A 20,744-nucleotide genomic window follows, 5' to 3' on the forward strand; every position below is an offset into this window, starting at 1 on the left:
ACCGGCGCCCCGGCCGGTCAGCCCGGGATGAGGCCCTCGTCGCCGAGCATCTCGCGGACCTCCTCAAGGGAGGCGTCCGGGGGCGGCAGGATCAGCTCGGAGGGCTCCAGAGCGTCGTCGGGCAACGCGGTGCCGAGGCGGCGCACCGCATCCAGGAGCGCCCCCAGGGTCCGCCGGAAGCCCTCCTCGTCGCCGCTCTCCATCTCCGCGAGCAACTCGTCGTCGAGCGCGTTCAGCTCGGCGAAGTGGGAGTCGGCCAGCCGCACTTGCCCCTCGCCCATGATGCGCACGATCACCGTGGTCTCCTGTCCCGAAAAAGCGCCGTCCGACAGCGCGCCGAATCCGCCCGCCAAGGACACCAGCCCGCGCGCGCTCACCGACCCGACATGCCGCCGCGTTCACGCTCAGCGGACGATCGACCACCCCATCGGCTCCGCCGGCCGCCGACGGCAGCACCCTGGCGGGCCCCGGCGTGCACGTCACGCCGGGGCCCGTGGCGACGGCTGGAGGACCCCGGAGGATCACCGTGACGCAAGGACGTCCAGGCTCGTCAGAGACCGCCTTCCTTTCCGACGGCGATGATCCGGCGCCCCACCTGGTTGGCGTGTTCGCCCGCCGTGGCGGCTTCCTTCAGCGCCGACATCAACAGGTCGCCGTCGTTGTCACGAACGGCGCCGTCGCAGTCCTGGCCGCTCTTCGTCAGGTGGGCGACGAACTCCTGCCAGTGCAGTTGCGCCTGGGGCTCGGGCACCCGGAAGTACGCGGCCGCGTCCGTGGCGACGGTCCTGATCCTCTCGCAGTGGGGCCGGACCGCGGAGCCCTCGACGGCTCCGTGCCCGTTCTCCAGCAGGGCTCCGAAGTCCCGGGTGACGGCCATGTACCGCCTCGACAGCTCTTCTCCGCCGTGGGTCCACCAGGCCACCACCTGGAAGGCCCTGGTGCGCGGAGCCGGTGGCGCCTGGTCGACCGACGGCGGAGTCCGGTCCGCGGAGGAGTCGCCCTGGGACGGCGCGCTCCAGAGCACGCTGCTCACCGCCACCGCGACGGTGCACGCGAGGCCCACGCCCATGCGACGTACGGTGAGGAGGTGGCGACCGGCCCGGGCCGCCCGGGTGACGGCGGGTGCGGTCTCCCTTGCGGCACGCCGTAGTCGGCGGACGGCCCAGACCAAGGATGCGGCCACCGGCGCCGCCGCACCGCCGAGGATGAGAACGGGCCCCAGGATCAGGGAGAGCAGGTCCCACGTCCCGCCCGGGTGCCAACTGCACGACGGATAGAACGTCCTCAGCGCTTCGACGCACCCGCCGAACGACTCTGTGAGGAAGGTCGCCGCAGCCGCGAGGAGCGCCGCGAGCTCGGCCGTGATGACTGCCACGAGCAGTCGGTACCGGCGGCTCACCGCGCTCGCGACACCGGCCGCAACCGCCGCCGCCAGCACCAGGGAAGCCGCCCAGAGCACCAGGTAGGTCATGATGGAGAGGAGCACGCGGTGCTCGTATTCGGGCATCCGGGTGTGCAGCCAGGCGGTCGCGGCGATGAGGCCGACCCAACCGGTCAACCCTCCGCCCAACACGGCGATCAGCAGCCGTCGCAGCTGCGGCAGGGGTTTCCGCGGCCCGGCGGCAACGTCGGCGAGCCGATCACCCGGTACGGCGGCGGCCAGCCAGCCGGGGACCCCGGCCGGTGGGCGAACGACCCAGGCCAGCAGGGGCACCACCCACAGGCCGAGGAGTGCGTAGAGGGCGAGCGGCGGGTCCGCCACCGTCTGCATCGCAGCCACCAGCGCGGCACTCGTCGAGCGGCTGACGTCCGCAACCGGGAAGAGCCGGTACGCGCTGCCCGGGTTGAAAGCCGCCCCGAGGGCGATCGTCGCTCCTTCCCGGTGCCACCAGACGAACCAACAGGACATCGCCGCACAACCGGCCGCCAGGCAGACCAGCATCGCCGGGACGACGGAGCGGCCCGTCCAGACCCTGCTCCAGAGCAGCGCGCACTGGGCCGTCCAGCACCCGTACACGGCGCCGGCGAGGATGATCAGAACCAGGGCCCACGGCCGTTCGGGCGCCCAGTGACTGACGGTGAGTCCCCCGGCGACGGCCTCGGCGGCGGCCATCCCCACCCCGAGGAACAGGCCCGAGCGCACGCCGGAGGGCGGGCGGCGTCCGGTTGCCACGGCGTAGAGCACGGCACGCCAGATCGCCACCGCGGCCACCCCGGTGACGAACCCGGCGGCCACCACCTCCGCCGCCTGCTGGAACCACACACCGTCCAGCCCATGAGAGACCAGGTAGCCGTCCACCTGTGTGCCGAAGAGCGCGGCCGCGGCGCCGGTCAGGAACATCGGCAGCGCCCGCAGGTCGAAGAGCGCTTCCGGGTCCGTCAGGGAGTGCCGCCGGACGTCGAAGCGCGGGTGGGCACGCCAGAGTTCGGCGAAGGATCCGGCGGCACGGCGGAACGCTCCGCCGGCCGGAGCCGTCGTCTCGCCCGCCCAGCCGTGCGGAGGCGCCCCCCAGCGCACCGCGGTGAGGTCGGCGTGGATCTCCCGGCTGCGCAGCACGTCCGACCGCGCGAGGTAGACCAGCACGGCCATGGCCACCGAGAGCGTGACGCTGCGGACCACACCGGGTACCTGCTGCGGCCAGTCGACGGCCCGCACCAAGGCCGGCAGATCCGCGAGGACCCATGCCGTGTAGGGAAGCATCACGAGCAGGACGTACACCCGCCACAGCGCGATCGTGGCATAGGTCAGCGTGACATCGCCGTTGCGGACGTGCGCCAACTCATGGAGCAGGACGGCACGGAAGCGATCGGGCTCAGCGATCCGCCGGGACAGCAAGCCGCCGGCCAACCGGATCGTGGGCCGCCCGTTCCAGCCGAACACCACGGCGCTGCCGGAGGCCACCGCCGTCGGATCGACGACGACCCGGGGCATCCGGGCCAGACCGGCCGAGGCTGCCAGGACCGCCAGTTCCCGCACGATCGCGCCGTCCGCGTCCATCACGGCCAGCGGGACGCACCGGGTGCTCCGCGCCTTCCAGCGGGGCAGGAGCAGGAACAGCACGGCGGCCACGGCCGTCAGCAGCACCGCCCCGGCCGGAGCCAGCCACCACGCCGGCCTCGGCTCGTAGCGGGCGACACAGGCCTCGTACGCGGCAGGCTGGTCGAGCCCCGTCATGAGGAGAACCGAATCCGGAGTGTCGTACGGGTCGCCCCCCGCCGCGAGCAGACAGCCCGCGCCGTGCTCACTCGGCGAGATGGCACGCAGGTAGAAGACCTGCGCCAGCATCGACCCGCTACTCACCACCAGGAGCGCCACCAGCAGCACGAAGCGCATGGTGGTCCCCGCGCCTACCGCCCGCTCGTCGAAGCGCGGCTGCGCCCTCATCGGCGTCGCCTCCTAGGCCGGGGACGGTGCGTCGCCGTGGTCCGGGTCGCCCGGATCGTCCGAGTCGTCGTCATGAGCGCTCTCCCGGTCCGGTTCACTGGTGGCCGCCAGCGCCAGGCGGGCCACCACGCTGTCGGCGATCACCATCGCGCGCTGTTCCTTGAAGCCCAGTCGCACGGCCGACTCCAGGACCTGTCGACGGACCTCGGCCAACTGTTCGGGGGTGAGGGCGGGTACCACCACCGGTGCCTTCTTCCGGCGGGCGATCCGGCGCACGGCCGCCTTGAGGCCGCCGGCCGCCCCGTCGGCGGCCGCGGTCCCGAATCGACGGGCCGCCTGGTCCACCGCGAGCCACACGGTCGGCGTGACCAGGACCGCGAGCTCGTCCAGGCCGAATCCCAGCGGCTCGTCCCGCGCCCTCCGGCCGAACCGCGCCACCACCGTGTCATCGTCGAAGCCGGCCAGGCCCGCGAGGATCGGGAGTTCCTCCGGCGCGACCTCGGCCACCACGTCGCGCACGACCGTCCGGACCTCGACCCCGCCGCCGGTAGCCGCGTTCGCTTCCACTCGACCTCCATGAACACCAGTCAATTGTCTTTCCTTGAAGACGATTTGACCATTCATGTCTCGCCGAGGGACCGGTTCGGGGAAAGAAGGGGTCCGCAGCTCCGGTCAGGCCGGTCGCCCGACTGAACCGCTCTGGACACCGAGCGACAGGTAGGCGAGGTCAGAACAGGTAGGCGAGGTCCGCCCATTCACTGACCGCGAACTTCGCACCCGCACGTACGACTCGTACGGCACCCCGGCCGCCGAACTGCGCCGGGAAGAGGAGCGCGCGGTGGTCGGCGGTGCGGCCGAGCAGCTCGTGCCGGGTGGCACGGGACCGCGCCGGATCCTCGCAGAAGCCGGAGTCGGCCGACGGTGACGCAGCAGATCCTGTCGATCACCCGCTCACCGGACCAGGTGCTCGTCGTGTGCACCGCGGCCGCCGGGTCCTCCTCCGACGAGGCCCTCACGCTGCTCGGCCGGGCGAGCAGCTTCCGGGCGACGCCGATGGCGGCCCACCGCCCCGTCCTGGCACCCACCGGCTCGTGCCCGGCGTCGGACTCACCCCCGCCGCGGCGCTGATCCAGCCCTCAGCCGATGGGCCGGTTCCCCGGCAGCGGCTGCACCCCGGACGGCCCCGCACACGTCCGCGGGCGTCGGCGCGGCCTCGCCGTGTTCGGGGCATCACGCGACCTCACCGAATCCTCAGGATCCGCCACCGAGACTGCCGAAACCGTCGCAGTGGGACGACACCCGAAGAGAGCGGAGCAGGCACAGTGCAGCACCTTGCCCATGGCGGACGTGGTCCCCGGTCAGCGGCCGTCCCGCGCCGGGTCGTCGCCGCGCTGGCCCTGCTGGGCACGGCGGCACTCGCCGGCTGCGTGGGGCCTGCCGTCCCGCCCGCCCCACCCGCGGCGGCGGCAGCCACGCCCGCCACCACCGAGCCCGCCGTCCGGCCGGACCTCGCCGGCCACTACGGCCAGCAGGCCCGCTGGAGCCCCTGCGGTGACGGCCTGCAGTGCGCCGCGCTGACCGTTCCCCTCGACTACGCACAGCCGGGCAGCGGGCAGACCTTCACCCTGCCGCTGGTCAAGCACCCCGCGGACGACCCCGCCCGGCGGATCGGGTCGCTGGTCTTCAACCCGGGCGGGCCCGGCGGCTCCGGGGTCGAGACCCTGAAGTCCGGCGGCCTCGACTCCTTCGGCAAGCAGGCCAGGACGCGCTTCGACATCGTCGGCTTCGACCCGCGCGGCGTCGCGGGCAGCAAGCCCGCCCTGGACTGCACGCCTCCCGACGAACCCGCGAACCCGGGCCCGACCGCCTCCGGGACGCCCGCACCGCTCTACCCTCGGACCCCCGCCGAGCGTGCCGCCGCGCTCGCCGACGCCGACCGCGAGGCCGCCGCGTGCAAGGCCCGCAGCGCCGGAATCCTCCCCCACGTGGGCACCCTCGACGCAGCGCGCGACCTCGACGTCCTGCGCGCGGTCCTCGGCGACGACAAGCTCACGTACCTCGGCTGGTCCTACGGCACCTACCTGGGCACCGTCTACGGCGAGCAGTTCCCCCACCGGGTGCGGGCCATGGTCCTCGACGGCGCCATCGACCCGTCGCTCGACTGGGCCGGGCTGGCCCTGCGCCAGGCGAAGGGCTTCCAGCGGGCCGTCGACGGCTACGCCGACCGCTGCGCGGCGGTCGTCGGCCAGGCCTGCCCCGCCGGCACGCCCGACGGCATCCGTGCCCTGATCACCGACCTGTACGAGACGACCGCCCGCGGCTCCGGGCCGACCACGGGCCCGGGGCGGCGCCTCGACCAGAACACCCTGCACACCGCCATCACCACGTCGATGTACTCGCCGGAGTCCCAGTGGCAGCCGCTGTCCGAGGCCCTCGGCGCCGCCCGGCGCGGCAACGCCGCGAAGCTGACCGCCCTCGCCGAGCCGGACCCCGGCCACCACGACGACGGCCCGGAGACCGGCGGCGGGCAGGCGCCCGACAACTCCGACGCCGCCCTCACCGCCGTCAACTGCCTCGACACCCCCTACCCCGCGGACCCGCAGGCGTACTGGGACCTGCTCGACCGCGCCCACCGGGAGGCGGGCGTGTTCGGCGCCGGCAGCGTCCTCTCCACCCTCACCTGCCGCACCTGGCCCGCAGGCCCGCTCAAGCCCCACCGCGTCACCCCCGCCGGACTGCCGCCCGTCCTCGTGGTCGGCACCACCGGCGACCCGGCCACGACGTACGAGGAGGCCCAGGCCCTCGCCGCCCAGCTGCCCGGCGGCATGCTCCTGACCTACCGGGGCCCCGGTCACACCGCTTACGGCCGCGGCAACGCCTGCGTCACCGACGCGGTCGACGCCTACCTCGTCGGCCTGGTCCCGGTCCGAGCGGGCGGAAGCTGCTGACGGCCAGGGGCTTCGTCGCGCCCGCCCCCGTCAGCAGGTACGCATGCGGAGCCCCGGAAACCCGATGCGGTACCGCGTGTGCCCCGTCGTACCCTCGATGACGACGTGCTCCGCCTCGCCTCCGATGCGGAGTCCGGAGGCGGACGCGACGCCGGCCGCACGGGCGGTACGCACGATCACGTCCGCCACGGCACCGTCGACCCCGCCCGGGCCGCCGGCGTCGATCAGCCACGGCGTGCACCCGAACTGCGGGCGCAGCGGGTGGTCGGACGGGAGCGTCTCCTCGATCGGCGTCCACCCGAGGGCGGCGGCCCGCTCGCCCCGGGCGGCCTCGGCGACGCCGGCTTCGGTGTACCCGATGAGCAGGCGGCCGTCCCTGCAGTCGATGGCGAAGAGCAGGGGGCCGTCGCCGATCGAGCACCCGTACAGGGGCATGCTCTGCGCCAGGCCGGTGGCCCTGACCTCGGCGGGCAGCATCTGCAGGAATCCGCCGAGGGCCAGTTCGTCCCACTCGCCCGCGTACTCCCGGCGGGGGTGGTCCAGTTCGAGTCCGGCGCCCTGGAGGACCCCGACGTATCCGTCGCCGCCCTGCTGGTACCAGGACTCCCACACGGCGCTCGCCTGCAGGACGAGTTCGGGCCCGGCTTCGCCCGCGCGGAGTTCGAGGCTCGTCGCCCCCCTGCGCCACCGGAGGAACGGCCTGCCCCAGGAGGGGGCGAGCCGATGACCGGTCGGGCTGCTCCGGCTGTTGCCGCCGATGTAGGTCGCGTTCCCGAGCTCCTGGCGGAGTGCATCGGCGACCCGTCGGAACTCCTCGACCTGCGTATGCACTTCAGCGGCCGGACGGCTGACCGGGACCACCAGCTCCAGGTACTCCTGGGACCGGGCCCACGGGCGCGCCCGCGCGTCGACCGGCACGAGCGTCGCGTCACCGCCCGGCAGCGCGGTCACGAGGCGAACGCGGCCGTCCGACCCGTCCGCCCACTCCCAGCCGAGCCGGCCGACGAGTTCGCGCGGGCCCTCGCCGCTCCACCGCAGGCCGCTGCCCGCGTCCGCCAGGTTACGGGCGACGACCCCGACCTCCGCGCTGCTGATCATTCCCCCTTCCTACCATCCCCCACTGACACACCTTCGGGACCGCCGTCAGCCCACCAACCGCCGGAACTCGGCGCGGTCCTCCGGCAGCCCGACCCTGCGGAGCCAGATGATCTTGTTGCCGATGGTGCCCCAGCAGCCATCGTTGGCGGCGATGCCCCGCAGGAACGCACGCTGGGCGGCGGTCGGTTCGGCGTCGGCGGGGAATCCGTCCGGCAGGGCCTTCACGAGCAGCGGGCCCCAGTCCCGTTCCACCGTGAAGTCGTCGGCGAGCGGGACCAGCGCCAGCGCCGCCGGGAGCAGCTCGGCGAAATCGTCGACCCGGTCGATCGCCGCGGCCAGCAGCGTGAAGCGGAACCAGCCGTCGAACTGCGGCAGCGGCTCGGGGAACCAGCCGTCGGCGGCCTTCGGGTCCTCGAGTGCGGCCAGGAGCACCCGGGTGGCACGGGGGTCGGCGGCCGCCACGGGGGCGAGCGCAGCGCAGGCGCGGACGGCGGGATCGGCGTCGTCGAGCAGCTCGGCGGTGTCCTGGTGCCAGGCGCCGAGCGTCAGGACGGCTGCCGCGCGCTCGCGGCGGTCGGCGCTGTCCGCGAGGAGCCGGCGGAGGTGCTGCGCTGCCTCCGGTATGCGGTCGGCGAGTTCGGGGGCGTTCAGGAGGTGCCCGGCGGCGCCGAGGGCGGCCTCACGAACGGCCGGGTCCGGGGCGGAGAGGTGGGGAACGACCGCCGCGTACAACGTGGGCCGGATCGCACGACAGGCCGCAGTGGCTGCCCGGTCCTCCGCATCTTCTTCGTCTTCTTCGTCTTCTTCGTCTGCTTCGACTTCTTCGTCTGCTTCGACTTCTTCGTCTTCTTCCGCGTCCGGTTCGTCGTCCTCCGCGAACTCCCCCCAGCCCGCCGACTCCGCGACCTGGCCCAGCCACTCGACGAGCGCGGCGCGCAGCGGGCGGCTGCGCTCGTCCCAGGGGAAGTGGCTCTCGTGCCGGGCCGTCGTGCGGGGATCCGCGAGGATCGCGGCGACGAACAGCGCGGCCGGTGCGGTCGAGCTGTAGAGGGACCCCTGGTGGAGCACCGACATGTCGAGCATCCCCAGGGCCTCGGCCTGGGTCTCGGGCTCCGGGTCGAGGAGCTGCAACAGGCGCGCGGGTGTGTCCCCCGCGGGCCCGTAGGCGTGCTGGAGCGCGGCCCAGTCGGTGTCCCGGATCACCGCGAGCGCATCGGACAGGTCGGGCCGGGCCGGGCGGCCGTGGCGCTGGGCGCCGTCGTTCAGGGTCGTCACGGTGAGAGCATGACGGACGGCACCGACACATCGTGCCTGGTCCACCATCATGTGGGGCTCCTGCTCGGCGGACGGCCTGCGATAGGTTGCCCGCCATGACCGATCCTGCCCCCGTCGCCTGGCCGCCCGCCCCGATCAGGACCGAGCGCCTCGTGCTCCGCGCGTCCGAGGCCCGGGACCGCGCGGCGTTCATCGAACTCTTCGCCTCGCCGGAGGTGGGCACCTACGTCGGTGGTGCCCGGCCGCGTGACGAGCTGGAGCGTGCGGTGCCCGAGGTGCCGGGGCGGCGCTTCGGCTTCTTCGTGGTCGAGCTCGACGGAGCGATGATCGGCATGATCACGCTCGATCCGCGCGGCGCGGACCGCCCGGGACACGTCCGTCCGGAAGGCGGCGAGGCCGAGCTCGGCTACATGTTCCTGCCGCGGGCGTGGGGACGTGGATACGCCGCCGAGGCGTGCGCGGCCGCACTCGACTGGTTCGCCGACGCGCTCCCCGGGGAGCCGGTGGTGCTCTGCACCCGGACCGCCCACGCCGCCTCGCTGCGCGTCGCCACGAAGCTGGGGTTCGGCGAGGCGGCCCGCTTCGAGGAGTACGGCGCCGAGCAGTGGTTCGGCCTGTGGTCCCCGGCACACCGTCCGGTTGAGCCCGTACTCGACAGCGCCGACGGCGTCGGGCCGTGGGACGTGGAGGAGGCCGGATGACCACATGGCGGCGGTTCGAGCGGCAAGAGGCGGGAAGGCTCGACTACTGGGAGATTCGCCGGGAGGGGATCCGCTGCTTCCTCAGGTGGGGATCCGACCGCACCCCGGGCAAGGCGAGCACGATGACGCTCGACGACGAGGAGCAGGCGCGGCGCCACGCCGCACGCAAGGTCAACGACCGTCTCCGCAAGGGCTTCGCCGAGGTGGACCCGCCCCACGACCCGGCGGAGGCCGAGGCCGGGACACCGGTGCTGGACGTCCTCGCCAGGGCTGTCGGGCCGTACGCCCCGGAAGTCCGGTACGTACCGGTCGACGGCTTCGACGACGTCTACCGCTGCGAGCACTCACCCGACCACCCCATGGGCTTCTACGAGTACTACGTCCTGCGCGACCAGGGACGCAGTGCGGTCCGCTTCGCGGTGCGCGCGGCCGGCCACCGGGAGGAGACCGTCGCGGCGTTCCTTGAGTTCCTCTCCCCCCGGCGTGACCTCGCCTTCGACGGCCGGTCCCACCACAAGGTGCCGCTGCCCGGCCCGGTCGGATCATTCGACACCGCACTGTTCTGCTCGCCGGCACTGGGCCGGGCCTGCGCCGCCACCCCGGGGGCGGCCGCGCGGGTGGCGACCGCCGTCCCCGTCTTCGACTGCGAGATCGGGGACGACGACCCGGAGGTGCTGGTCGACGCCCGCATCCACGGTCACGCCTCACTGCCCTACGCCGACTGGGGACGGTCGCCGTACCCGGCCGTTGACCTGCGCTTCGACATCCAGCCGTCGTACTACCGACCGGCGAAGAAGTTCATGGTCTACCGGTCGGCCGACGTGCGGAAGCTCATGGACGTCCTGCCGGGTGCATCGCCGCAGAGCTGGCTGGAGGTGCGCAATTTCCGCGGGGAGACCACGCGCCTCCAGCCCGACACGACCGTGTCGTTCGCCGAGGTGTCGTCCTTCCTGGCCGGTTGAAGGACCCGGGAGACCTGAAGGACCCGTCAGCGAACGTGGATCGTCGTGGTCGCCCTCGCGGTGTTGGCGCCGTTGTCCCGGTCCGTGATGGTCACCGTCACGGTGAAGGTCCGGCGGCTGCGGTAGGTGTGGGTGCCGGTCACGGTGAAGGGGCCGCCGGTGCCGCCGGTGACGGTGCCGGTGCCGGTCGTCCCGTCACCCCAGTCGATGGTCGCCGTGTACTCGGCGGCCGTGGCGCCGGCGTCCGGATCGGTGAAGGTGGCGACGCCGGCGGTGAAGGGCCTGTGGCGCCGCTCGTTCAGCGTGGTGCCGGTCGCGGTGATCCCCTGGTCGGCGGCCCAGACGACCTGGACGACATTGGAGTAGTCGGTGTGGTTCACCGGGTCCACCACCGCGGCCTGGACGGCGTCCGTGCCGACCCCGGTCCCGGTGTAGGAGAACGGCGCGTTGCCCGAGGCGTCCGTCACGACCGACGCGGTGACGCCCGCGTTCGGCCCCGAGGTGACCAGGAACGTGACCGTCGTGTTCGGCACCGCCGCGCCGCTCACGGTGACGGTGGCGGTGAGGCCCGCCGACTGGCCCACCACGTGGGACTGGGAGGCCGGGACCAGCGCCACCACCGGCACCGCGGTCCAGCGCACGGTGACGCGGTTGGAGGTGACCAGGTTGTTCGAGGAGCCCGGGACGGTGGCGGTGACGGCGTCCGGGCCCACCGTGTTGCTGGTGTAGGTGAACGTGGCGTGGCCGTTCGCGTCCGTGGTCGTCGAGGGCCCGAAGGGCGAGCCGTTCACCAGGAAGGTGATCGAGCCGTTGGCGACCGGCGCTCCGTTCAGGGTGACGGTCGCGTCGACGGTCGCGGTGCCGCCCACCTCCACCGACTGGGTGATCGGTGCCAGGAACACCACCGGCTCCGGAGCCGGGGCGGTCCACTCGACGCCGACCGGGTTGGAGGTCTGGGTGCGGTTGGCCGGGTCCTGGACGGAGGCCTGGACCGAGTCGTGGCCGGCCGTCGTGCCGGTGTCGCTGTAGGCGAAGGTGGCGCCGCCGTTGATGTCGGTGACGCCCGAGCCGGTCACCGTGCCGCTGACCCCGGTGGCGGTGAACGAGACGGGGACGTTCGACTGGAAGTTCCCGTTGAGGGTGACGGTGGCCTTGACGCTCGCCGTGCCGCCGAGGGTCACGCTCTGGTCGCCCGGGGCGAGCGTGACCACCAGCGTGCTCCACTGCACCGTGGCCGGGTTCGAGGTCTGGGTGTGCCCCACCGGGTCGGTGATCGAGGCCTGCACGGTGTCGGTGCCGGGGACGGCGCCGGTGTAGGTGAACGTGGCCGAACCGGTGGCGTCGGTCGTCGCCTGCATCGAGGCCGGCCCGTTGGGCCCGGCGAGGGAGAAGGTCACGGTCACGCCGGACACCGGGTTGCCCTGCAGGCCGACGGTCGCCTTCACCGTGGCCGTCGACCCCACCACCAGGGACTGGGTGCCCGGATTGAGGCCCACCTGCGTCGTGTCCCACTCGATCGAGGCCGGGTTCGAGGTGTCGGTGCCGACGGTGGCCTGCACCCTGTCGGTACCGGCCACGGTGCCGGAGTACATGAAGACGGCGTTGCCGTTGGCGTCGGTCGTCGCGGTGCCGGTTCGTCCGCTGTTCGGACCACCGGTCACCTGGAAGCTCACCGAAACCCCGGTCTGGGGGCTGCCGGCCGCGGTGACGACGGCCGTGACGGTGGCGGTCTGGCCGACCACCACCTGCTGGGCGGCCGGATTGAGCTGGATCGTGTCCGCCTGCCGGTGGGCACCGGAGACGGCGGCGACGGGGGCGACGCCCGTGAGTTGCGGCTGGGCGCACAGCGTCAGGAGGCCCGTGAGCAGGGCCAGGAGGACGCCCCAGAGGCGTCTGGAGGGGCGGGTCATGGGGATACGGTCCATTCTGTGGAGGGCGGATCGTATCCGAATTGTCCGACGCCCCGTCAGGCCCCACCTGTACGGAACACCGCGGGGTCACCCGGCCGGCGGTGCCGGCGGCGGTAGCAGGAGACGGTCACCGCGGCGAGCAGCGGGCCCCGGAGCACCGGTGGAGGCTCAGTACTCGCCCTTGATCACGAAGAAGGAGCCGCGGATCTCGCCGGCCAGCTTCGACTTCTGGCGCGCGAACTTGAACTTCGACGCGAGCTCCTCGGGGACGTCCATGCCCTCCGACAGCTTGAACCCCACCGCGCGCTTCCCGCCGTCCTCGATCCCGTACATCACGTTGATCGACAGGCCGGACTCGTAGAACACGTACATCATCCGAATACCGCTCACCTCGAAGGAGGTCACCTCCAGCGGCCGGGAACCGATGACGATGTCGCGCTCCTCGGACAGGATGCGGTTCACCAGGCCGAGCACGTCCGGCGCCTCGTCGGCGGGCAGGACGGTGAACTCGTGGTCGTACTTGTTCTTGAAGTACCGCGCCTCGTTGGCCCGCAGCCCGGCGAGCGCCTCCGCCACCGGCGACGACTCCAGGCCGACGGTGGACACGTTCTTGAAGTCGACGGCGTACGACATGGGTCCTCCTGATGACGTTGCCCGGCTGTCGATCACCGGGTGCCGGATCTCCCGGCGACGTGTTCACGCTACGTCGCGGGCCTCCGCGCGGCTTCTCGGTTCCTGATCGATCGGTTCCTGATCGACCGGGCCCAGATCGACCGGGTCGGGGACCCCGTCGCCCGGCTCACCGGGCCGGGTCCGCTCCGTCCACGCGGCCACCGGCGGTCCCGCCGCGCCCACGGCCGCGAAGAACAGGCCGAGCAGCAGCCATCCCGGGTGTCCGAGCGCGAGGACGGCTCCGGTCAGGACCACGGGGGCGAGCGCCTGGCCCGTGTCGAAGCCGATGCCGAGGAGGCCCTGGTACTGCCCCTAGGCGTGGTCGGGCGCGAGGCCGAAGCCGAGCGCGTAGCCGCCCGACGACTCCCACACCTCTCCGATGCTGTGGATGCACACGGCCAGCCCGGCGAGCACCGGAGCCACCCAGGCGGGGACGTCGGCCGTCAGCGCCATCAGCGGACAGCTCACGAGGAACAGGAGCCCGGCGAGCCGGAACGCGCGGCCGCCCTGCCGCGGGGTCTCCACCTTCGAGCCGAGCCGGCTCTGGAACAGCACGCAGACGCCGCTGTTGATCGCGTAGACCGCGGCCACCGTCCAGCGCGGTGCGTCGGTGTGGGCGCTGAGCCAGATCGGCAGGAGCAGGGAGACGGTCTGGTACTGCAGGCCCATGGCGCTGTAGATCGCCACGAAGGACACGTACGGGCGGTCGGTCAGGACGGACCACCGGCGGTGTTCCTCGGGCCGCGGCAGGGGCCGGTAGTTCGGGACGCCCAGGAACGCGATCAGTCCGGCGCAGGCGAAGCTGGCGGCGTTGGCGAGGATGAGGCCGGTGTAGGCGGAGCGCGTGTCGACCTGGATCGCGAAGGCCGCGCCGAGGGTGCCGACGACGACACCGAGGTTGACGAAGGTCCGGAGTCTGGCCCGGAAGGCGGCCGGACGTTCACCGCCGACCCGCGCGATGAGGGCACCGCCCGCGGCGGCGCCCGCCGTGGCGGCCAGCCGGTCCAGCGTGGCGACGAGCGTGAACGCGAGCCAGCTGTCGATGAGGACGAACGCCGCCATCGTGGCGGCCTGCAGCGCGAGGCTCGTCAGCCAGATCGCGCGCGGCCCGTACCGGTCGGCGAGATTCCCCGCCGGTATGCCGGCCGCCAGGCCGCAGAGGCCGGCGATCGTCAGGCCGGCCCCCACCTGTGCGGCGGGCAGGTGCACCACGAACGTGAAGTAGAGGACAGCAGCGGTGTTGAAGAGACCGTTGCCCACCCTGTTGACGAAACTCGCGGCGATCAGAGCCCGCTCCGGACCGGAGCCCAACCCGCCCTGCGCCCGCTGCCCGGCCCTCCTCATGATCATGCCGATCAGGCTAACAGGGGCTTCACCGGCCGAGGTGGGCCGTACAGGACCGACGAGCGGCATTCTGCCGACGCTTCGTCAGCTTCCGCTGCCAGAAGCCTCTTCGGGAGCTGGTATGTTCCAGCCGTGACCCCCGACACCACTGCTCTCGTCTCCCGCCTCGGCCGCCCCCTCCGGCTGATCGTCACAGGGGGCGGGACTGGCGGGCACACCTACCCGGCCCTCACCGCCGTCCGCACCCTGCGTTCGCGGCTCGCCGCGGCCGGCGGCGCCCTGGACGTGCTGTGGATCGGCACCGCCGCCGGTCTCGAAGCCCGTGTCGCCGGGTCCGAGGGCATCCCGTTCAGGACGGTCGCCACCGGGAAGATCCGGCGCAGCTCCAACCCCCTCAAGCTGATCTCGCCGGCCAACGTCAAGGACATGGGCCGCGTCCCCCTCGGTGTCGCCCAGGCCCGCACCGCGGTCGCCGGGTTCGACCCGGACGTGGTGCTCGGCACCGGCGGCTACGTCGCGGTGCCGGTCGGGCTGGCCGCCCGGATGTGCCACCGGCCGCTGGTCGTCCACGAGCAGACCGTCCGGCTCGGCCTGGGCAACCGGGCGCTGGCCCGCATGGCCACCCGCGTCGCGGTCTCCTCCGGGTCCACACTGCCGTTCCTCCCCGACGCCGCCCGGCCCAACGCCGTGGTCACCGGGAACCCCGTACGCCCCGAGGTGCTGACCGGCCAGGCCGGCAAGGCCGTGCAGGCCCTCGGTCTGTGGGGCTTCGACCGCGAGGCGCCCACCGTGTACGTCACCGGTGGTGCTCAGGGCTCGCAGCAGATCAACCAGTTGGTCAGCGACATCCTGCCGTGGCTGCTCGGCCACGCCAACGTCGTCCACCAGTGCGGGCCCGCCCACGAGGCCGGGCTGCGGGCGCGGGTCGCCGCACTGCCGGAGCACATCCGCGCCCGGTACCTGGTCACCGGCTTCGTCGGCCCGGAGCTCCCGGACGTCCTCGCGCTCGCCGACGTGGTGGTCTCCCGCAGCGGTGCCGGGACGCTCGCCGAGCTGACCGCGCTCGGCAAGGCCGCCGTCTTCATCCCGCTGGCCACCAGCGCCGGGAACGAGCAGGAGCACAACGCGCGGCACCTCGCCGACTCCGGGGCGGCCGTCGCGCTGATCGGCCCCGCCACCTCCGGCGCCCTCCAGGACACGATCGTCCCGCTGCTCACCGACCCGGCCCGCCGCGCCGAGATCGCGCGACGGGCCCGTGAGCACGGCCGCCCGGACGCGGCCGAGCGGCTGGTGGACGTGCTGCTGTCGGTCCTGGACCGCTAGCCGCGGCTCTCAGGTGACGTCGGTCAGCACGCGGGTGAGCCCGTCCAGCAGCGACCGGTTGGTGGCCCGGGCCTGCGGGGTGTCGACGTGGATGGTGTTGACGAACAGGCCCTCGTCGGTGCGGTGCAGCCAGTGCAGGAGCCCGTTGCAGCCGGAGACCCACACGTGCATCCGGGCGCGCCGCGCGGTGTGCAGGTCGGCGCCGGGCAGCCGGCGGAAGTCGATGTAGGAGAAGAAGTTCACCGCGTGCGGCCAGTAGTGCAGTCGCGCGTACTCGGCCGGGGCGAGCAGCCGCCACGCCTTCACGAAGTGCACCCCGGCGTTCGCCTGCGCCTGCCCGTAGGCGTCCTGGGCGGCGGCCAGCACCTCGCCGAACTCCGCCCGCTCCGCGACCGGGAACGCGACCGGCAGGGTGTTGATGAACCACCCCATCGACTCCGCGTAGACGCCCCGACCGCGTTCGTTGACCGGCACCAGCCCGCGGTACTCCGCCGGCCCGCCCAGCCGGCGCAGGGCGACCGCGCCGGCCGCGAGCAGCCCCATGGACAGCCGTCCGCCACGGGCCCGGCAGGCGGCGCCGAACTCCTCGGCCTGGCGGGCGGTCAGCAGCCGTTCGGTGCTCGCCACCGGCGCGTACAGGCGGCCGGGCCGGACCCCGAGGTCGAGCGGGAAGCGCGGGAACAGGCCGCCGTTGCGGTCGCGGAACGCCCGCCAGTAGTCCAGCCGCGCGTCGTCGGCGTTCATCGCCCGGTTGGCCCGGCGCTGGGTGCGGCTGAACTCCAGGTAGCTGCCAGGAGGTCGGACCGCGCCGGGCACGGGTTCGACCGCGCCAAGGTCCCGGTAGGCCGTGATGAGGTCGTTGACCGCGATCGCGCTGGAGAGCCCGTCGGTGACGAGGTGGTCGCACGAGAACCAGACGGTGGTCGACTCCGGCCGGACGACCGCACCCATCGTGATCAGCGGCCAGGCGAGCGTGTCCACCTCCTGGAACGCGCCCTGGAGGTGCCCGGTGACCTCCGCGGGAGTCTCCAACGGGCCGACGTAGACGTGCTTGAGGGCCACCTCGTCGGGCGTGAGGACCTCGCAGCCCAGGTCCCCGCCCAGCGGCTGGTAGACCGCCCGGAGCACCTCGTGACGCCGCACCAGGTGGAGAAACGCTCCTTCCAACGCGTCCGGGTCCACCCGGCCGGGGAGCTCGAAGCTGGCCGCGACGTAGGACCGGATCGGTTCGTCGATGCTCTGGGCGTGCTGCGCCACGGTGAAATGTTTCGCCTGGTTGTAACCGGTCATCCGGCGCGGGGCGGGCCCGCCGTCACCGGTCAGGGACACCAGGTGCCACCGATGGGCCTCACCCGGGTCGATCTCGGAGTCCTCGACTGAGATTTGGAGCATTCCGCCTTCTTCTGCAGCTGTCGTCGCCGGATGGTGTCCAAAGCAGTCGCGCACCGGCCTACCAATCGATGCCATACCAACAGGCCCGCCCGGTCATCGGATACGGCCACCGGCCGATCGAGTGACGGGCGCGGGGGGGCTACGCTCTGACGGACCGTCGCCAGGGCGCGGCCGAGGCCCTCCGGTCGGTCCCCTCCGTGCCGTGATCCGGGCCCGCCCGTCCGCTGAGCAGGTGAATTGCCCCCGATCACCCTCGCGCCGTCGGAGCAATCGATCAGACGATCGGATGAACTGCTCGGTATGCGTATTCCTTTCCGGACCGGGCGGATCGCCTCCGTCCTGGCCCTGGTGGCGGGCTCGCTGTTCAGCAGCAGCGTGCTGGCGCCACCGGCCCAGGCCGCGATCTCCTTCACCAAGAGCGTGGACAAGGCGACCGCCTCCCCCGGGGAGAACGTCACCTACACCCTGCGCTACACGTGTTCGATCACCGAGTGCACGGGCGGTCGGATCCTCGACACCCTGCCGTCGAACATGCAGTTCGTCGGCTGGACGCCCGACCCGTCCTCGGTGGACGAGGCCGCCTCCACCGTCCCCGCCCCGGGCGCGATGGGCGGCACGATGGACATCACGCTGAAGAACCTGAGTCCGGGCACGACCGCCACCATCACGGTGACGATGAAGTACCCCAACTTCACCACCCCGAACGGCGCCGTCTCCACCAACTCGGCCACCATGAGCGCCACCGGCGAGACCTCGCAGACCGCCACGGCCGACACCAAGGCCGCCGTGCAACCGCAGTACACGGTGACCAAGGGGATCCAGACCTCCAGCAGCGACGGACGCACCGTCACCTACCAGTTCAGCACCTGCGCCACCGACAACGTGCCCAACGTCGACCTGGACACCGGCCGCCTGCTCGACAGCCTGCCGCCCGGCGCGGTGGTGGACACCGGCCGCTCGCCCGGCTGGTCCCCGGTGCCACCGGGCCCGAACACGTGGGGCTACGACCTCGGGGCGTTCACCTCCGGCAACGGACGCGGCGGCTGCCGCGTGCCGGGCGTGCTGGTCGTCCACTACCCCGAGGCCGACTTCCCGAACGGGACCACCTCGAACAACACGGTGGACCTGCTCGGCGCCCCGCTGACGGAGAGCGAGCGGAAGCTGGACACCGCTTCCACCACGACGGGCCAGTTCAGGCCGCCGGCCACCGGCGTGGTGGTGACGGCGAGCAAGGTCTGGCGCGACACCACGACCAACGGCGACCTCAACTCCTTCGGCCTCTCGGCCACCAACACCTCGGGCCCGGCGACCAGCCTCACCATCACCGACCCCGGCGCCGGCACCACCGACGGCCTCTACAACTGGATCTTCCCGCAGTCCCTCCAGCTGGAGCCCTGGAACCCGAACAGCATCGAGCTGACCCTGCAGTACCGCCTCAACGGCGACCCCACGTGGCTCACCTTCTCGCCGTCCAGCCCGTTCGACGGCTCCACCAACCGACGGATCACCTTCGTCCGGGGCGCGGGCGACCCCTCCCGCGACGACCTGGGCATCCCGGCCGGACGGTGGCTGGACGGCCTCAGGTTCACCTGGAACGGCCCCATCCCCACCGGCTGGAGCCCCGGCAACTCGGTGCAGCTGGTCACCCAGGTCGCCACCCCCGGCCACGACGGGCGCCCCGCACCCGACCGGCTGACCAACTGCGTGGACACCGCCGCGACAGACGGCACCGACAACGCCTCCGCCAACGCCTGCGCCTCCACCGCCATCACCCAGGCCACCAACCTCGGCGCGGCCAAGACCACCGTCGCCGGTGAGCTCTCCGCCCCCGGCGGCAAGGCCACCTTCCAGGTCATCCCCTACAACCGCAGCGCCCGCGACCTCAGCCGCCCGCTCGTGCTCTACGACGTGCTGCCCGCCGGCGTCGTCTACCTCGACGGCTCGGCCCGCCCCGACCCGAACTACCCGGACGCCAGGGCCCCCGAGTCGATCACGGTGACCCCCGGCCCCGACGGCCGCCAGATCCTCAGGATGCAGTGGCCCGCCGGCGCACCGGACATGACGTACCTCCACGACGCGCTGGCCTACCGGATGCTCTTCGACGTCCAGGTGGCCGGCAGCATCCGCGCCGGCGAGCTCACCAACGACGTCTACGTGACCGTCGACCGGCCCGACGCCCCCGTCTCGTGCATGTTCTCCGGCTCCGACAGCGGCAGCACCCCGGACCTCCTGGACCTCAACGGCAACGGCGACACCACCGAGCTCCTGTGCCACGCCTCCTCCCGGATCCGCGTGGACGCGCCCTCGGTGCTCCGCTCCTACAAGGAGGTCAAGGGCGACCTCGACGCCGACTACGTCAGCATCGGCACCGCCACGCCCGGCGGCCGGATCTCCTACCGCATGACCGTCCGCAACGACTCCCCCGACCCGGTCACCGACTTCATCGCCTACGACCGCCTCCCCACCCCCGGCGACAACTACGTCCTCACCCAGGGCGCCGCCCGCGGCAGCGCCTGGACCCCGTCCCTCAGCCAGCCGATCACCAGCAGCGACCCGACCGTGGTCATCGAGTACACCACCGACCCCAACCCCTGCATCGAGACCGCACTCGTCACCCGGAACGGCTGCAACAGCGCGGCCGTGTGGAGCACCACCTTCCCCGCCCCCGGGACGGCCACGTGGTTCCGCGTCCACCGCGCCGGCACCCTCGCCTCCGGCGCGTCCTTCGTGCTGACCTGGCCGATGGTCGCGTCCTACGACGCCCCCGCGGGCGACTACGCGTGGAACAGCTTCGCCTTCACCGCCACCGACGCGGCCGGCCGGCAGCTGCTGCCCGCCGAACCCGCCAAGGTCGGCGTCGCCGTCACGCGCGTGGCCCCCTCCGACAACGCGCTGGGCGACTTCGTCTGGCAGGACCTGGACGGCTCCGGCATCCAGAAGCCCGGTGAGCCCGGCATCCCCGGCGTCACGGTGCACCTGCTGGACGGCAACGGCCAGCCCGTGCGCGACAAGGACGGCAAGCCGGTCACCACGGTGACCGACGCCACCGGCCACTACCTGTTCGACAAGCTGCCCGACGGCAGCTACGCCGTCCGGTTCGACCTGGCCACCCTGCCGAAGGGCGCGACCGTCACCAGGCGCGGCGCCGGGACGGACCCGGCCAAGGACTCGGACGCCGACCAGACCACCGGCCTCACCCAGACGGTCACCCTCCGGGGCGGCCAGCGCGACCTCGACCTCGACATGGGCGTGATCCTGCCCAGTCCGTCTCCGTCTCCGTCGCCCTCCCCTTCGCCGTCGCCCTCCCCGTCACCATCTCCGTCCCCGTCACCATCTCCGTCCCCGTCGCCTTCCCCGTCGCCGTCGCCCTCCCCATCACCATCTCCGTCCCCGTCGCCCTCCCCGTCCCCTTCACCTTCCCCGTCCCCGTCGCCCTCCCCGTCACCCACCGTTTCGCCGAGCCCGACGCCGACGCCCTCGCCCTCTCCCACCACGTCCACGTCCACGTCCGGCAGCCCGACACCGACGAAGAGCCCGACCCGCACCCCCACCTCGTCGTCGTCGAGCGGCGGCCCGCTCCCTCCCACCGGCGGCTCGTCGTCCAACGCGCTCATCGTGGGCCTCAGCGCCCTCTCCGTCCTCGCCGGCGGCGCCCTGTGCCTGATCGCCTACCGCCGACCGGGCAGGCACAGCTGATCCACCGGTGAACAACCGAACACCACACCAACGCCGGT

15 protein-coding genes and 2 pseudogenes are annotated in these 20,744 nt (G+C 72.8%); 6 read left to right on the forward strand and 11 right to left on the reverse strand.

Annotation, left to right across the window (positions count from 1 at the left end; genetic code table 11):
- Positions 1-17 precede the first annotated feature (17 nt).
- From ACFXDE_RS11930 to ACFXDE_RS11940, 3 genes are all read right to left on the reverse strand, one after another.
- Positions 18-296 (reverse strand): hypothetical protein, encoded by a 279-nt coding sequence (locus ACFXDE_RS11930; RefSeq protein WP_380493344.1) that lies wholly within the window; start codon positions 294-296, stop codon positions 18-20.
- Positions 297-550: 254 nt separating this feature from the next.
- Complete coding sequence (locus ACFXDE_RS11935) at positions 551-3,385, reverse strand: M48 family metalloprotease (protein ID WP_380493346.1); 2,835 nt, start codon at positions 3,383-3,385, stop codon at positions 551-553.
- 12 nt (positions 3,386-3,397) lie between these two features.
- Positions 3,398-3,952, reverse strand: coding sequence for a hypothetical protein (locus ACFXDE_RS11940; protein ID WP_380493348.1), 555 nt, complete (start codon positions 3,950-3,952; stop codon positions 3,398-3,400).
- A 354-nt stretch (positions 3,953-4,306) separates the two neighbouring features.
- Between ACFXDE_RS11940 and ACFXDE_RS11945 the strand changes: the two genes are divergently transcribed.
- Both ACFXDE_RS11945 and ACFXDE_RS11950 read left to right on the forward strand, forming a co-directional pair.
- Positions 4,307-4,513: a hypothetical protein gene (locus tag ACFXDE_RS11945; RefSeq protein WP_380493350.1), complete on the forward strand. Its 207-nt coding sequence runs from the start codon at positions 4,307-4,309 to the stop codon at positions 4,511-4,513.
- 194 nt (positions 4,514-4,707) lie between these two features.
- The gene (locus ACFXDE_RS11950; RefSeq protein ID WP_380493352.1) at positions 4,708-6,333 is read left to right on the forward strand and encodes an alpha/beta hydrolase; all 1,626 of its coding nucleotides are present in this window, start codon (positions 4,708-4,710) and stop codon (positions 6,331-6,333) included.
- 30 nt (positions 6,334-6,363) lie between these two features.
- Here the strand turns inward: ACFXDE_RS11950 and ACFXDE_RS11955 are convergent, their stop codons facing one another.
- Both ACFXDE_RS11955 and ACFXDE_RS11960 read right to left on the reverse strand, forming a co-directional pair.
- Positions 6,364-7,431, reverse strand: a complete 1,068-nt coding sequence (locus ACFXDE_RS11955; protein ID WP_380493354.1) for a hypothetical protein — start codon at positions 7,429-7,431, stop codon at positions 6,364-6,366.
- A 45-nt stretch (positions 7,432-7,476) separates the two neighbouring features.
- Entirely contained in the window at positions 7,477-8,706 is a 1,230-nt protein-coding gene (locus tag ACFXDE_RS11960; RefSeq protein WP_380493356.1) for a HEAT repeat domain-containing protein, read from the reverse strand.
- Between the two features lie 95 nt (positions 8,707-8,801).
- On the opposite strand from ACFXDE_RS11960, the gene ACFXDE_RS11965 reads away from it, so the two are divergent.
- Both ACFXDE_RS11965 and ACFXDE_RS11970 read left to right on the forward strand, forming a co-directional pair.
- Positions 8,802-9,407, forward strand: coding sequence for a GNAT family N-acetyltransferase (locus ACFXDE_RS11965; RefSeq protein ID WP_380493358.1), 606 nt, complete (start codon positions 8,802-8,804; stop codon positions 9,405-9,407).
- A complete protein-coding gene (locus ACFXDE_RS11970) occupies positions 9,404-10,369 on the forward strand; it encodes a WGR domain-containing protein (protein WP_380493360.1) in 966 nt (321 codons plus the stop codon). The genes ACFXDE_RS11965 and ACFXDE_RS11970 overlap by 4 nt, the downstream gene beginning before the upstream one ends.
- Before the next feature lie 26 nt (positions 10,370-10,395).
- On the opposite strand, the gene ACFXDE_RS11975 is transcribed toward ACFXDE_RS11970, so the two are convergent.
- From ACFXDE_RS11975 to ACFXDE_RS11990, 4 genes are all read right to left on the reverse strand, one after another.
- Entirely contained in the window at positions 10,396-12,279 is a 1,884-nt protein-coding gene (locus ACFXDE_RS11975; protein WP_380493362.1) for an Ig-like domain-containing protein, read from the reverse strand.
- 168 nt (positions 12,280-12,447) lie between these two features.
- Positions 12,448-12,912: a phage tail protein gene (locus tag ACFXDE_RS11980; protein WP_380493364.1), complete on the reverse strand. Its 465-nt coding sequence runs from the start codon at positions 12,910-12,912 to the stop codon at positions 12,448-12,450.
- Between the two features lie 63 nt (positions 12,913-12,975).
- Positions 12,976-13,206 (reverse strand): hypothetical protein, encoded by a 231-nt coding sequence (locus tag ACFXDE_RS11985; RefSeq protein ID WP_380493366.1) that lies wholly within the window; start codon positions 13,204-13,206, stop codon positions 12,976-12,978.
- Between the two features lie 57 nt (positions 13,207-13,263).
- Positions 13,264-14,301 carry an MFS transporter gene (locus ACFXDE_RS11990; protein ID WP_380493368.1) on the reverse strand — a complete coding sequence of 346 codons (1,038 nt, stop codon included), beginning with the start codon at positions 14,299-14,301 and terminating at the stop codon, positions 13,264-13,266.
- 126 nt (positions 14,302-14,427) lie between these two features.
- Between ACFXDE_RS11990 and ACFXDE_RS11995 the strand changes: the two genes are divergently transcribed.
- Complete coding sequence (locus tag ACFXDE_RS11995; protein ID WP_380493370.1) at positions 14,428-15,618, forward strand: glycosyltransferase; 1,191 nt, start codon at positions 14,428-14,430, stop codon at positions 15,616-15,618.
- Positions 15,619-15,627: 9 nt separating this feature from the next.
- Here ACFXDE_RS11995 and ACFXDE_RS12000 read toward each other — a convergent pair whose 3' ends face one another.
- On the reverse strand, positions 15,628-17,010 hold the full coding sequence (locus tag ACFXDE_RS12000) for a condensation domain-containing protein (RefSeq protein ID WP_380493372.1): 1,383 nt from the start codon (positions 17,008-17,010) through the stop codon (positions 15,628-15,630).
- A gap of 300 nt (positions 17,011-17,310) precedes the next feature.
- Between ACFXDE_RS12000 and ACFXDE_RS12005 the strand changes: the two are divergent.
- Positions 17,311-20,250: pseudogene (locus ACFXDE_RS12005) on the forward strand (SdrD B-like domain-containing protein); the annotation flags it as partial.
- A gap of 38 nt (positions 20,251-20,288) precedes the next feature.
- On the opposite strand, the pseudogene ACFXDE_RS12010 reads toward ACFXDE_RS12005, so the two are convergent.
- Positions 20,289-20,624, reverse strand: a pseudogene (locus tag ACFXDE_RS12010) (hypothetical protein); the annotation flags it as partial.
- Positions 20,625-20,744: the final 120 nt, after the last annotated feature.

It is taken from the genome of Kitasatospora sp. NPDC059408, assembly GCF_042751525.1.
GTDB lineage: Bacteria > Actinomycetota > Actinomycetes > Streptomycetales > Streptomycetaceae > Kitasatospora.